The following is a 13,638-nucleotide window of genomic DNA, read 5'->3' as shown; positions in this document are numbered from 1 at the left end:
GTTTTTTAATTGATTCTTAGTTTTGTCTCTGCCTCTTCTTATTTCCAGTTAGTAAAATAGTTCTTCAGCTTACTCATGAACTGATTCCACTGATCTTTTATTGAGGTATCTTCTTCCCGTTTCTTAAGCTCCTGATACGTAGCAAATCCAATTAGAATGGCTCCACCCGCCATAAGATACACCCACCAAGGGACACTTGACCAAAATGTTCTCGTGGCATAAAGAGTGTTCACGAGTAACGCTACGACACCTGTGATAAAATAGGCCGCGTATTTCAGATAGAAGCCAGCGAGTATGGCAAGGACAGCCAGAATGCTTAAGGTTAAGCTGCCATACAATGTTTGATTGGCAAGCGTTGATAAGCTCATCACAATAAACCCTAGAATGACAGTGACCATCTCTACAGGTGGTCTCCATGAGTAATCTTTGGCAACAATCCGAAGGAGAATGCTCACAAGAAGCATGCATGGAACCGTATAGATAAAGACCATATACTCATCCGCAACTGGAAGGAGCGAAAGAAACAGCGAGTACGGATAATAGAAACCGATTAACAGCGTAGCCGCCTTCACAAAGCGGACTCCCTTGTTTGGCTCTTTGATAAAGAGCAGAACAAGATAAGCAAACAGAATAGTCGCGAGCGTAAGCTCCACAGCCGTTCCAATCGTTTGATCACCACGAAGCTGCAAACTCGCAAATAGAATGAGTAACGTACTTATGATCTGATAACTGTTTACTCGTTTGCTTGATATGAAGGACCAGCCAACGTAATAAACACCTGTTGCCTTGCCTGCAAACGCTAAGGCGACGAGTAAAATAACTGTTTGAAGCGTACTTTCATTTCCAAAGAGAACGATAAGTGAAGCGAACGCATATGGGATTGCTGTGTAATTTCCTTGCTTAAGCTTTTCTTCAAGGTAATAGATGCTCGCTATGCTTACCGCAAAAACTATAGCTACTTTCACGATTCCATAAAGTGTCGCTTCCCAAAGGAGTAACGAAATAGGATAGAGATTCAATAAGACCAAACCTACCACTATTCCTTTTCTTTGATATGATAATGGCTTCCAAAGCATACATAGAACGATTATTCCACCTGTTAACAGTAAACTTTCTGACCCTGTAACAACTGGCAGCTCACGAAACCATATCAAATTGTGTATAAAGAGAAAAACTCCTGCACTTAAGCTTTGAGCGAGGCGCCACGCACGTTCCTTTGAACGAATCACCTCTACTATTAAAAAGACAAATGGAACAAGTAAGCCATGAACACTTAATTCACTAATATAGATGAAAAGTGTGTAGAAAATGCCTATGTTAACAAGTAGGCTTTGACCTGTTATATAGAACAAGGTTCCACCAAGTGAAGTCCTTGCCTTAATCCCTTTTCCAAGCCACGTAAAGATTCCTCCAGAAAGCAGGAGAACAGTCCAGAACCCTAATGTTGTTTCAGCAAGGACTGTGTTTAGTAAACTCATATACGTAAGTAATGCAAAAGCAAGAACACCTACGTAATACCCCGATTCCTTAAATATTACGACAGCAGCCACTAGGAAGTAGAGAACTCCAGCGAGCAGATACCCAGTTAGAACAACAGGGAACTCACTAGCGAACGCGAGATAGTGATACAGGATCGTCATCAGAACGATAAGATAGAGCAAGCCACCAGAAGCATATGAAACAATGGCTGTCTGCATACCTTGCCATTTTTTGTAGGCGAAGTGTAGGCCTGAAAGTAAACCTGCACCTACTATAAAGTGGACCGTTGTATCAAGTGGAGCAAGATAGATGCTTTCACTTGCTCTGGCAAAATAAGATGTAATTACCGCAAAGAATAAGACAATCACTCCACTTACACTCATCACACGCTGATACGCCTTTACTTCATACCTAAACAAAACAGAGGCCAACATCGATAAACCGAGTAATACCCCAGTCAATAGCCACCATTCTGTATAGGTAGCAAGTTCTAAAGAAATCATTCCGATTGACATAGCAGAGATCAATTTAATTGGATGGCGAATGAACCTCGTATCAAGCTTTCGTAAGAAGATTGTCGCTACATATAGAACCACAAAGAGCGCAGCATACGATATTGCTTTAATACTAATGGATTCAAGATAATGACTGATTAAATACCAGATTGAATAACTGGATAACAAATACCCAAAGAACAAGGTCACTCGTTGTTTAGCTAACCACCCAGCTGTAATCAGAAGAGCAACTGTCCCACACATTGTGACACTGTATAAGTTTGGAGTGGAGTCCTCAGCAAGAATCATTAGTTGACTGAAGGCATGTGTGAAAAAGATAGTAATAAAAAAGACGATCTGGATCGGCATGAACAATAAAGCATCGCCTGTTTTCTTCTTCTCAATCTGATAAGCAGCCAATAAAATCGTTGGTAGCACTAACGTAAGTAAAGCATTGTACCAATCATATTCATTCGCATCCCAGAAAATAAAGCCTGTTACACCAATACTAAAGGTTAAAACGGCAGGGATAGAGAGGATCCTGTACACGGGTTGCTTTAAGGCAAACCAATAATAAAGAATCCCGAGTAGTGCATAGTTTCCAAAGCCAGCGCGACTCCAGTCAAATAAAATAAATTGAATAAATGTCGCGAGAATGATCTGCGCGAGTATAAACCATGGCAGATATACACGATACGATTGAAAGGCAGATACATTCATTACCTTATTCCAAAGGAACAGTTGAACAAATATAAAGATCGTGAGTAGAAGGACATACGTTTCAACAGTGGATGAAACAAATCCGGCTGTATACAACATACTAGAAGCGGTTGCAATTAGAGCAACAATCTGGAATGTACGGTTTGCTTCAATACTATATAGAAACGCGTAAAGTACGGCACATGTAAGAGATGCAAGAGCCGCAAATAACAAACTGCCTTCTCCACCCATAGATAAGTAGTCACCAAAGATCCCGTAGTAACTAATAGAGAAAAATACGATCGGTACAAAAAAAGCAAAAAGCATCAGAAAAGCAAGCATCGTTTGTTTAATCTTAAGACGATGAGCCACATAACTCATTCCTGCAAACAACACTGCAATTCCACTAATTAAGAAAACCTTTGTTACGGGAGCAAGTACTAGCCAATTGGTTAATGCAAGCAGCACCCCACCTAACAGCAATAACGCAACCCCGGATGTAAGAATATACGTTAATCGACGTTTACGACTCTCCTCGGGAGTACGTTGTTTTTTTACAATCGTTGGACGAACTAGTTGCGACTGAACTGGTTTCTCAACCACGGGAGGCGCTTGAACCGTGGCAGCTTGAGATAGCTGAAGCTCTTTCTCCGCAATCTCAGCTGCTTTTTGTTTAGCAAGCTCTTCTCTTTCCTGCTCCTCTAGAGCCAGAAGCTTTGCATCAAATCCTTTTTTCACCTCTTCATACGTAGACACATCAATATAATCCTCTTCCGCGAGTAAGAGCACCTCATCGATGGCCTGATCAATCCTGATAGATACTTTCCGATTCTTTTCTTTCAAATGAACACCCCCTAATTCCTCATTCTTACTGATCAGTTTATACCTAATGTTAGTACCAAGTTATGATTACTTACCATTTTACACAAAGTTCTTTGGTATGAGCGCTTTGAGCAGGGTTTACTTATTCGCTATTGCTACACAATCTAGACACTCCAATCGCTGCAATTTAGCAAACGCCTTTAGATTTGTCATTCCATTTAATTCACTAGCACGAACAAATAGAGCCAGCTTTTCATCTGATTGAAATTCTTTTTTGCAAGTAGAGCATTGTAGCTTTTTCCGCTTAAAAAACATGAAGTTCTCTCCCTTATATAATCTATAAATTTATTAAGAGAAACAATGTATAGGGTGTGACGAGAAAGACTGCCGTGTAAAGGCCTGGCGTATATGTTTTGGCTACACATGTTTGGATGAGATGGATAAGGTTATGTACGAATACAATCCATAGAAATAGGTGAAAACCCATTTCAACACCAGGCACTGACGAAAGTTCTACCCTCATGAAGACAACCATTGATACAAAAAGAAAGATGACAACGTCTCTTTTAGCAAACTCATTAGAACGAATGTTCCAGAAAGACCAAATCGGTTTCGTCCACTTTGATTGGAGAAGACTTTTTCGTTTCTCTGCCCAATGTTCGACTGTGATGATTTCCTCAAAATCATGAAGCATAAAGACAACAATAAACAACCATAGAAATGTTGTTTCAATCACGTACTGACCTCCATTTTATACAGACATTCATTAGAAATGATCTTTCGTCACGATGATTTTAGAAAAAGTTAAGAAATAAAATGGATTCTGTACACAAGCGTATACAGAATCCATTGGTTTAATCTTCCTGTTTCCATTCGTAAATCAGTACATCAACATTCTCGCCTCTAAGTGTAATCTGCTCTTCTTGATGAAGCGTTGCTCCCATCTTTTCATAAAAGACTCTTGATTGGTTATGAGCTAAGACCTCGACATAGACGGTTGTGCAGCCTAATGAATAGAGGTCTTCTAAAATTTGATTGGTTAGACGAGCGCCAATTCCTTTTCCTTGTTCTTCTTTAAAAAGGTAAACGGTCGTTAAGTCCCCTACATTCTCGTCTTTGCTTTTTTCACGCTTCTCTCCTGAGGCAATGCCAACGATTTGACCATCTTCGTTCTCAGCTACATAGATAAATCCTCGTTCGTTCTGAATGTTGTTCTCCCATAGCTTTGTTCGATCATCATATGAAAGATTCTCCAACATTTCATCGGGTAGTAACCCTTTGTATGTAGTACGCCAGCTATCAACATGGACCTTTGCCATAGCAGGCGCATCTTTTAATACGGCCTTTCGAATAGACATGATGCATCCTCTTTTCTCTACGATTTATCGCTTAATGACTAACATCGTATGCGCATTTCTATGAAACTCGTACGTTGTTCGAACTTCCGAGACTGAATATCCTTCTTCAGTTAACGTTGCTTTTACTTGATCTAAAGCAGCATATCTCGCGCCTTCAAGATCAACTAAAGGAAAAAGCCTCAATTCTTTTTTGGTGACACGGAGTAATTCCTTGATCGTCTTAAGGTGAAATGCCTGATCCAGTCGGTCACTATACATAAATAAAAAATGGGCCGAGAGCGTTAGATCAAATTGTTGGTCTGCAAAAGGCAGAACCGGAAGCATGGCTGGCACATATCGCTCAGGGTATGCCCTTATATGATCTGTACAGTCTGAAAGTGCCGCAAGACGATGGCTTCTCACATCCTCTACATCTTTAAAATAGTCCCATAAATACTTGTCCTTCGCTCTTTGTAATCCCTTCATTGCATACTCAGTATCTGCTAATCCTTTCTCATACAGAGACTGCATGGAATGGGTATAAGCCATGTCACATGCCGTTACATCTATACCTCGAGAATGAGCATGCGCTGTAAACGAGCACGCCCCCGCAGGACAATCAAGCACGTTCTGACCTTGTAAATCCTGTTCGCGCAAATCAAACAAGCTCATGTATTCATGAAATGTTCGTCCAATGAAAATCACTCGATCCAACTCTAAATAATGACTCGTCTCTGCTCTGCTCATTCTCGCTCACCTCTTCTATTTAGTTACCTATAAAACTCAAACATACTCATAAGAATGATTAATACCACGATACTGATCATTGATAACATATACATTATTTTTTCTTTAGTGGTAGACCTTGTTTTACGCCAATTCACTATCATAAACAGCATGGCGATACCTGCAATTCCTGTAAACACACCATTTATCACGAGTTGAGGCATGACCTCTGAATAGGCCCGCCCAGCATTCATTAGCATACGAATAACTAGGATCAGAAGGTTAATAATTAACGCTGTTCCACTTAAGGCAAGAACTCCATGTGCCAATGAGACTCTCGACTTGGTACGATTCGATTTCCTTCTAATCAATTTTATAAATAAGATAATCGGAATAAATAGGAAATAGAGCGTAATTGTAAGTGCAAGGACTCCATATATCCATAGATAAGGCATACCTTTACCAGGTGGAAACGGTTCGTAATCTGATATTGACGTTGAGACCTTATTAACAACGCCATCCTCCATCTGTACAAATAGCTGCCCCATCGAATGGAAGACTAGATCCCCCTCGACTAGCTTGTAGGTATAGGGGGTTGTTTGCAGATAGGTTGCGGTAAAACCGGCATAATGCACCTCAACTTGATTTTCCTCTTTTGGCTTGATGGTAAAGGGCATCAGATCAAAATATAGACTAATAAAGCTGTGTTGAGGTCTGCGTGTCGCTACAAACGACCCTTCGATTGTAGGTGGTAACTCTTGTGCTCCTACTACTTGTTGCACACCTTCTGTTCCAACAAGTAGCTCTGTTAACCCATAGTTAATCTCCATCTCACCTGCTTGGTTTGTCATCACAACTACTGCAAACTCTTCACTTGGTACCAGATGAACATGACTGGAGAAGGAGTTTGTGTTCCCTCCATGATACAGACCACGCGCGCCCCCTGCATATTCCCACATCCCATGTGCGATTCCGTTAATTGCTTCATCAGCTGTATAGCTTTGTGTTAGAAACGTATCAAGCGTTTTTTGTTCTTGGAATAATGGAGACGGTTTTCCCTCGAGTGGCAGTAAGGCATGAATAAAAGTAGATAAGTCCCTTGTCGTCCCGTTTACTCCACCACTTGGATACATCGACATGTAAAACCAATCTGACTCAACAAACGTAGAAGAATCAGCTAAAACGTATCCCTTTGCTTTTTGATCCTTCAGCTCTTCCTTGCCAAGAAACATTGGATGAATGACTGTTTGCTCCATATTCAGAGGTTTAAAGATTTTGTTCTCTACATACTCATAAAAAGGCTCCCCTGTTAATTGCTCCACAATAAATGCAGCTAGAGCTGTGGAGAAATTTGAATATGCCACTACTTCTCCTGGCGAATACACTTGATTTGGCTCTGCAATCTTTAATCCTTCCTCAAGCGATGTCACATACTCAGGTGTAGAAAACCCTAAATCAAACACATTGTCTTCAAATCCAGTCGTGTGATGCATTAAGTCTAATAATGTGATTGGTTCTTCTTTACTCACTTTTGTAAGAAATCCCTCAGGTAAATAGGCTTGGATATCATCTGTTAAATCCAATTCTCCTTGCTCAGCAAGCTGCATTAAAGAAATCCAAACGAGAAGCTTACTAACAGATCCCCATTCCATAATGGTCTCAGTTGGATCCATCGCAACATTTTCTTTAATATCAGCGAATCCGTAGCCTTTTGAAAACACCACTTCATGATTCTTAATTATTTGAACACTGGCTCCAGCCGTCGTATTACCTATCCAATCATCCACATACTCATCAATAGTTGTTTCAATGTCCGAGATCGGAATGCCAGATGGTGTTTCTTGCCCAGACGCATAGGTCTGTGAAGGATATAGGAAAAAGGATAACCACAAAATGATAAATAAGATCATTCTTTTGTTTGCTGTCACTTAGCTCTCTCACTTTCTATAATGTCATCATTCATGCGCATTCCCCCTATCTAACTATATATTTGACTAATTAATAGTTAATACCTGCTTTTTTACCGAGCTTTCGACAAACAAAAAAAAGACAGATCGCTCTGTCTTTTTTTGCCTTGCTTCTTATTGTGCTGTAAATCCACCGTCGATGGGAATCACTGCACCATTGATATATTTCGCCTCACCATTAAGTAAGAAACAAACAAGCTCTGCTACTTCCTCAGGTTTGCCGAGACGTCTTTGCGGAATAGATGCTAGGACACTTTCCACTTGTTCAGGATTGGTTCTGCGGTATTCAGCAACCATTGGTGTTTCTGTTGTTCCTGGTGAGATGGCATTCACTTGAATTCCTTCTCTCGCATACTCAACAGCAATCGTCTTTGTAATCCCAACAATTCCGTGTTTGGTTGCTGAGTACGATCCCACTGTTTCCTGTCCGACAAGTCCAGCTGTCGAAGAGGTGTTAACGATGGAGCCTCCACCGTTTTTAAGCATCACTTCAAGCACATATTTTAACCCGTACAATGCACCGTGTAGGTTGATTCCAAGTACAAGGTCAATTTCTTCGATTGTATTCTCTACGAATCGTTTGCCGGGACCTGAAATGCCCGCATTATTATAAAACATATCAATCGTTCCAAAGGCATTTACGGTTTCGTCAACATAACGTTTAACGTCTTCCGCTTTTCTTACGTCCGCTTGCACAAAAATCGCCTCTGCGCCTTGTTCTTTTACTAGATCAACGGTTTCGTGTCCTGGCCCTTCAGCAAGATCCACTACAGCAACATTTACTCCCTGACTTGCAAGCTTCACAGCCACTGCACGTCCAAGTCCATTGCCTCCACCTGTAACGATTGCAACCTTTTTACTCACTGCTTTCACCTCATATAATTCGATATTCAGATCACCATTTATTATACTCTCATTACTTTTAGATTACTCTTTTAATGCTTCGGTGCTACCTGTTTTTCTCCCTGCCGTTTCATATCCTGTTCCACTTTTGTTTGTTGATTGAATGGAATGGTATAGTTCCTCGTTAATGAAATGTAGTGCTGTTCCGTCGTTTATTCCATAGCCTTCAAGCATTTTGCCATCCTTAACAAACCGTTCATATGCAGGACGTCTTTTTTCCTCCCCATCATAATGCGGACAAACACTTCCTTTTAACAAGCCTAATCCATTGATAGGGTAAAGTGGACCGTTTAATGGATCGGTTAAGCCTTGTTCAAACCAACAAATGGCGCCGGCACTTAAGCCGGCGCAGATTAAGCCCTTTTCATAGGCTTGTACAATGATCGTATCTAAACCCCAGTCCCTCCAGAGCACCATCATATTCCGAGTACTTCCACCACCTACATAGACAATATCCTGATCGAGTACAAAGGCTTCAAGATTTGTGAAATTTGCATCAAATAAAGATAAGTGAGTCGGTATACATGGCTTCTCTTTAAAAGCACGATAAAAGCGTGTGATGTACCCTTCCTGATCTCCACCGGCTGTAGGAATAAAGCAGATTTTAGGCGTGGGCTTGTTTGCTTGTGCCAAGATGTAGTCATCGAGTATAGGATTATCGGGTTCCATTGAGAACCCGCCTCCTCCAAGCGCAATGACCTGCCTCATGATTTAGATACTCTTTTGCTTGTTTCTATACCAAATCCAAAAACAGATGTGACCATGATAAAAAAGAATAGAATTTCAATTGTAGGATCCGCTCGCCATGAGCCGATGAAATACATAAACACAAGAATGACAAACAAAATAGACGCTATTCCCTGCACAATAAACGACCAATTCTTCACTTACATTCCTCCCACATACAAAGTCTGCCTCACTCACTTCTATACCACTTGGAAAATACCTCCCAAAAAATATAAAGCAAATTCCTTGTCTCATATGGAAAACTTCGCTACGCTTGGGCTATGAAACCTATTACGAGAGGAATGAATGAACATGACAACATCATCTGAGAAAAAACAAGAAATTATAGATGCCTTTCACTTCAGACATGCGACGAAATCATTTGATTCAAGCAAAAAAATACCTGATTCAGACTTTGAATTTATTTTGGAGACGGGAAGACTTTCACCGAGTTCTGTTGGATATGAGCCTTGGACATTCTTAGTTGTTCAAAATCCGGAGCTTCGAGCAAGACTGAAAGAAGTCTCCTCTGGTGCACGTGGTCAGTTAGATACCGCCAGCCATTTTGTTGTTATCCTTGCTCATAAGAATGCACGATATGATTCTGAATATGTCTATAACATTCATAAACATGTGAAGCAAGTTCCTGAAGAGATGATTCAAGACATACTTCCACGTTATAAAGCTTTTCAAGACGATGCACAGAATTTGTTTGAATCTGAACGCTCTCTTTTTGATTGGGCCAGCAAACAAACGTATATCGCTCTTGCTAACATGATGACTTCCGCTGCACAGATTGGGATTGATTCATGTCCAATCGAAGGATATCTTCCAGATGCCGTTAACAAGATTCTAGCAGACGAAGGCATTGTTGATACGGACACATGGAACGTTTCTGTTATGGCAGCCTTCGGATATAGAGAAACGGAACCAGCTAGAGAGAAAACAAGACAACCACTTAATGACATAGTGAAGTGGGTTTAATACGTACAAATGGCGGATCGTGAATCAATCCGCCATTTGTTCTTCTTTATGACGATTTATAAAACCTCACCATTTGTTTCAATAACCTTCTGATACCAGTGGAAACTCTTCTTCTTTGAACGTGCGAGCGTTCCATTTCCTTCATTATCTTGATCTACGTAAATAAAACCATAACGTTTTTGCATTTCAGATGTGGAAACACTAATTAAATCAATCGGTCCCCAAGCTGTATACCCTATTAAATCCACACCGTCTTTAATGGCTTCTTTCATTTGCTCAATATGCTTACGTAGGTAATCAATGCGATAATCATCTTCAATCAGTCCATCTTCTGGTACTTTATCAATCGCTCCAAGTCCATTTTCCACAATAAATAATGGCACTTGGTAACGATCGTATAGTTTGTTTAAAGCAATTCGAAGACCAACTGGATCAATCTGCCATCCCCACTCCGAAGACTCAAGATAAGGGTTCTTAATTCCCGCAAATAAGTTACCAGGAGCTTTCTCGCCATGAGGAGAGGCGCTTGTCACAAATGTCATATAGTAACTAAACGACAAGTAATCAACCGTATGATTTTTGAGGATGTCCGTGTCTCCTGGCTCCATGTCAATCTTGATGTTTTGCTCTTCAAAGAATCGATTGATGTAGCTTGGATAATATCCTCTTACCTGCACATCAGTGAAAAACATATTTAACTGTTCTTCTTTTAAAGTCTTTAGTACATCATCAGGGTTACAAGTTTCAGCATAGCTTTCCATCAAAGCAAGCATGCAGCCAATTTTTAAATTTGGATTAATCTCGTGTCCTGCTTTTACAGCCAATGCACTTGCGACAAATTGGTGGTGTAAGCCCTGGTATGAAGCCTGTTCTACATGATCATAACGATCTGATACGATTCCTCCACCATTGTATGGGCTTAGTGTAATGCAGTTAATCTCATTAAATGTCATCCAGTACGTGACTTTGTCCTTGTAACGTGTGAACACTGTTTTTGCATAATGCTCAAAGAATCCGACCAGTTTTCTGTTTGTCCATCCACCGTACTCTTCAATAAGGTGAATCGGCATTTCATAGTGGGAAAGGGACACAACTGGTTCGATTCCGTATTTTCTCAGTTCATCAAATACGTTATCGTAAAATGCAAGCCCTTCTTCATTCGGCTCCTGCTCGTCTCCTTTTGGGAAGATACGCGGCCATGAGATGGACATACGAAATGCTTTGAATCCCATCTCAGCAAGCAAGGCTATATCTTCTTTATAATGATGGTAAAAGTCAATTCCGCCTCTTTTTGGAAAATGCCTTGTGCTTGTTCCATTTAATGCTTCTTCAATTTGTTGACTAGTGAGATCTGACGTATGATCTCCTGTCCGTTCTTCCCTAGGAATATAAGGAATCATGTCTGCACTCGAAAGACCTTTACCTCCCAAGTCAAATCCACCTTCAATTTGGTTAGCTGCAGTTGCTCCTCCCCAAAGAAACCCTTTAGGAAACGTTTTTTGTGACATCCAATACCCTTCTTTCTTTTTGTTAATTTACTTTTAACAGGGTGTCTCCCTGTTTAATCTCTTTTGATACTTCACCTTCAATGGTTAAATACTCTGGTGTATTCGTCACTATAATTGGCGTAATCGTGTTGTACCCTGCTCGTTCAATGGCTGATTGATCAAACGAGACAAGTTTTTGACCTACTTCAACTTGATCATCTACTTTGATATAAGATGTGAAGTGTTCACCATTTAATTTCACTGTATCAATTCCAACATGAATTAAAATCTCCGCACCCGTTTCACTTCTTAGGCCAATTGCGTGATTCGTTTTAAACAATGCTGAGACTGTTCCTTTAACCGGTGATACCACCACGCCATCTGTCGGGCGAATGGCCACACCTTTTCCCATAAGTTCATCAGCAAAAGTTGGATCAGGAACAGCGGATAATGGTTCAACAAATCCTTTTAATGGACTAGCAATTACCTCTGGTTGATCGCTTGGAGGTGTTGGTGCTTTTTCTGATACCGATTTATCTGATACTGTTTCAGCTAAATCCTTGCCTTTCTCGTCTTCAAATCCAAGAAGATACGTGACAATCGTAGCGACAACAAATGCAATAACCATACCAAGCAATCCGTATAAGAAAGTCGGTCCAATTAAGGCAGGAATTCCTGGTAAGCCACCAATACCACTAAGTACATACGCTTTAACACTAAACAATCCAAGTACCGCTCCACCTGCTGCTCCACCAATCATAGCTGCATAGAACGGACGCTTTAGGCGCATGTTGACTCCGTACATAGCTGGTTCCGTTACACCCATTAATGCTGTAATGGATGTTGATAATGCTAACGTTTTTAGTTTTTTATTTTTCGATTTTAAGAATACACCAAATGCAGAACCTGCTTGCCCCATGTTCGAAACGAAGGTTACAGGAATAATATAGTCATATCCTTTTTGTGCCAACGAGTTGATGATGACAGGAACTAAACCATAATGCATACCTGTGATTGTAATAATCGGCATAAGTGCACCAAGGAAAATACCTCCGAATATACCGGTTTTGGTCATTAATCCATCAACAACAACAGAGAGTCCATCACCAAGTAGTGTACCCAATGGTCCAATAGCAAGAAGAAGAATAGGAACCATAACAAGCAGCACGATCATTGGTACAAGGAGTAACTTTAAGGATTTATGAATGAAACGGTCAACCACTCGTTCAAAGTGAGATGCAATCCAGATGATCACAAGAATTGGAATGACCGATGACGCATAGGTTGCTGGAATAACTGGGATTCCAAAGAATGTAACAGCTTCACCCGTTGAGAGGAGAGCTCCAATGGAAGGATGTAAAATCGCAGCAGCAATCCCTGCTGCAATGTAAGGGTTACTTCCGAGCTTATGAGCCGCACTAACCGCTAGGATTAAAGGCAGAAAGTAGAAGACTCCATCCCCAATGGCATTTAGAATAATATAAGTGCTTCCTTCTGTATTCATTAGATCAAAGGCTACAATTAATGCGAGAAGCCCTTTGATCATTCCACTACCTGCAACAGCAATTAATATAGGGGCGAATACTCCAGAGATAAAATCAAACAGTCGGTTAAGAGGATTCCCTTCCTTTTTCTTTTCAGAAGGTTTTTTTTCATTTCCTTCTACTCCACCCGTTTCTGCAACAATCGCTTTATAAACCGCTGGTACGTCATTGCCAATAATGACTTGAAACTGAGAACCACTAAGGTTTGTCCCAACAACCCCGTCTAAATCCTCTAAGGCTTTTCGGTCTGTCTGATCATTGTCATTCAAATTAAATCGTAGTCTGGTCATACAATGAGTCATATGATCAATATTTGACTTTCCACCGATATGCTTAACAATATCTTTTGCTAATTCATGATGGTTCATAGTTCGTTTCTCCTTTAATTTAGCTTCACCATACGCGTGCACTCGCATGGCATCAGTACTTCTTATAAAAAAGACCTAAGTACCTATTTCAAAACACAACAA

General features: G+C 40.5%; 12 protein-coding genes. 1 reads left to right on the top strand and 11 read right to left on the bottom strand.

Going from position 1 to position 13,638, the window contains the following annotated elements:
- Positions 1 to 38 precede the first annotated feature (38 nt).
- The 9 genes from ACQKKO_RS11650 to ACQKKO_RS11610 all read right to left on the bottom strand — a co-directional run bounded on the left by ACQKKO_RS11650 (position 39) and on the right by ACQKKO_RS11610 (position 9,314).
- Positions 39 to 3,515: a hypothetical protein gene (locus ACQKKO_RS11650; protein WP_498647312.1), complete on the bottom strand. Its 3,477-nt coding sequence runs from the start codon at positions 3,513 to 3,515 to the stop codon at positions 39 to 41.
- 117 nt (positions 3,516 to 3,632) lie between these two features.
- On the bottom strand, positions 3,633 to 3,809 hold the full coding sequence (locus ACQKKO_RS11645; protein WP_498647310.1) for a hypothetical protein: 177 nt from the start codon (positions 3,807 to 3,809) through the stop codon (positions 3,633 to 3,635).
- Positions 3,810 to 3,831: 22 nt separating this feature from the next.
- Entirely contained in the window at positions 3,832 to 4,230 is a 399-nt protein-coding gene (locus ACQKKO_RS11640; RefSeq protein WP_498647308.1) for an HXXEE domain-containing protein, read from the bottom strand.
- Positions 4,231 to 4,348: 118 nt separating this feature from the next.
- Positions 4,349 to 4,852, bottom strand: coding sequence for a GNAT family N-acetyltransferase (locus tag ACQKKO_RS11635; RefSeq protein WP_498647306.1), 504 nt, complete (start codon positions 4,850 to 4,852; stop codon positions 4,349 to 4,351).
- Positions 4,853 to 4,876: 24 nt separating this feature from the next.
- Positions 4,877 to 5,578: a class I SAM-dependent methyltransferase gene (locus ACQKKO_RS11630; protein WP_498647304.1), complete on the bottom strand. Its 702-nt coding sequence runs from the start codon at positions 5,576 to 5,578 to the stop codon at positions 4,877 to 4,879.
- Positions 5,579 to 5,601: 23 nt separating this feature from the next.
- Positions 5,602 to 7,485 carry a serine hydrolase domain-containing protein gene (locus ACQKKO_RS11625; protein WP_498647302.1) on the bottom strand — a complete coding sequence of 628 codons (1,884 nt, stop codon included), beginning with the start codon at positions 7,483 to 7,485 and terminating at the stop codon, positions 5,602 to 5,604.
- A 153-nt stretch (positions 7,486 to 7,638) separates the two neighbouring features.
- A complete protein-coding gene (locus ACQKKO_RS11620; RefSeq protein WP_498647300.1) occupies positions 7,639 to 8,397 on the bottom strand; it encodes an SDR family NAD(P)-dependent oxidoreductase in 759 nt (252 codons plus the stop codon).
- Positions 8,398 to 8,451: 54 nt separating this feature from the next.
- Positions 8,452 to 9,135: a Type 1 glutamine amidotransferase-like domain-containing protein gene (locus ACQKKO_RS11615; protein ID WP_498647298.1), complete on the bottom strand. Its 684-nt coding sequence runs from the start codon at positions 9,133 to 9,135 to the stop codon at positions 8,452 to 8,454.
- Positions 9,132 to 9,314: a hypothetical protein gene (locus ACQKKO_RS11610; RefSeq protein WP_498647297.1), complete on the bottom strand. Its 183-nt coding sequence runs from the start codon at positions 9,312 to 9,314 to the stop codon at positions 9,132 to 9,134. The genes ACQKKO_RS11615 and ACQKKO_RS11610 overlap by 4 nt, the downstream gene beginning before the upstream one ends.
- Before the next feature lie 151 nt (positions 9,315 to 9,465).
- Here ACQKKO_RS11610 and ACQKKO_RS11605 point away from each other — a divergent pair, with 151 nt between their 5' ends.
- Positions 9,466 to 10,137 (top strand): NAD(P)H-dependent oxidoreductase, encoded by a 672-nt coding sequence (locus tag ACQKKO_RS11605; protein ID WP_498647430.1) that lies wholly within the window; start codon positions 9,466 to 9,468, stop codon positions 10,135 to 10,137.
- Between the two features lie 56 nt (positions 10,138 to 10,193).
- Here the strand turns inward: ACQKKO_RS11605 and ACQKKO_RS11600 are convergent, their stop codons facing one another.
- The gene (locus tag ACQKKO_RS11600) at positions 10,194 to 11,645 is read right to left on the bottom strand and encodes a glycoside hydrolase family 1 protein (protein WP_498647295.1); all 1,452 of its coding nucleotides are present in this window, start codon (positions 11,643 to 11,645) and stop codon (positions 10,194 to 10,196) included.
- Positions 11,646 to 11,667: 22 nt separating this feature from the next.
- Complete coding sequence (locus tag ACQKKO_RS11595; protein ID WP_498647293.1) at positions 11,668 to 13,536, bottom strand: beta-glucoside-specific PTS transporter subunit IIABC; 1,869 nt, start codon at positions 13,534 to 13,536, stop codon at positions 11,668 to 11,670.
- Positions 13,537 to 13,638: the final 102 nt, after the last annotated feature.

Origin of the sequence: Alkalihalobacillus sp. NPDC127517 (assembly GCF_050276055.1) — a bacterium.
In the GTDB taxonomy this organism is placed as follows: domain Bacteria; phylum Bacillota; class Bacilli; order Bacillales; family Bacillaceae_D; genus Alkalicoccobacillus.
This window is presented reverse-complemented; position numbering and strand designations above follow the sequence as displayed.

Coding starts and splice junctions, on each gene's coding strand:
- ACQKKO_RS11645 (WP_498647310.1), bottom strand. CDS start 3,809: ATGTTTTTTAAGCGGAAAAAGCTACAATGCTCTACTTGCAAAAAAGAA.
- ACQKKO_RS11605 (WP_498647430.1), top strand. CDS start 9,466: ATGACAACATCATCTGAGAAAAAACAAGAAATTATAGATGCCTTTCAC.
- ACQKKO_RS11615 (WP_498647298.1), bottom strand. CDS start 9,135: ATGAGGCAGGTCATTGCGCTTGGAGGAGGCGGGTTCTCAATGGAACCC.
- ACQKKO_RS11595 (WP_498647293.1), bottom strand. CDS start 13,536: ATGAACCATCATGAATTAGCAAAAGATATTGTTAAGCATATCGGTGGA.
- ACQKKO_RS11635 (WP_498647306.1), bottom strand. CDS start 4,852: ATGTCTATTCGAAAGGCCGTATTAAAAGATGCGCCTGCTATGGCAAAG.
- ACQKKO_RS11630 (WP_498647304.1), bottom strand. CDS start 5,578: ATGAGCAGAGCAGAGACGAGTCATTATTTAGAGTTGGATCGAGTGATT.
- ACQKKO_RS11600 (WP_498647295.1), bottom strand. CDS start 11,645: ATGTCACAAAAAACGTTTCCTAAAGGGTTTCTTTGGGGAGGAGCAACT.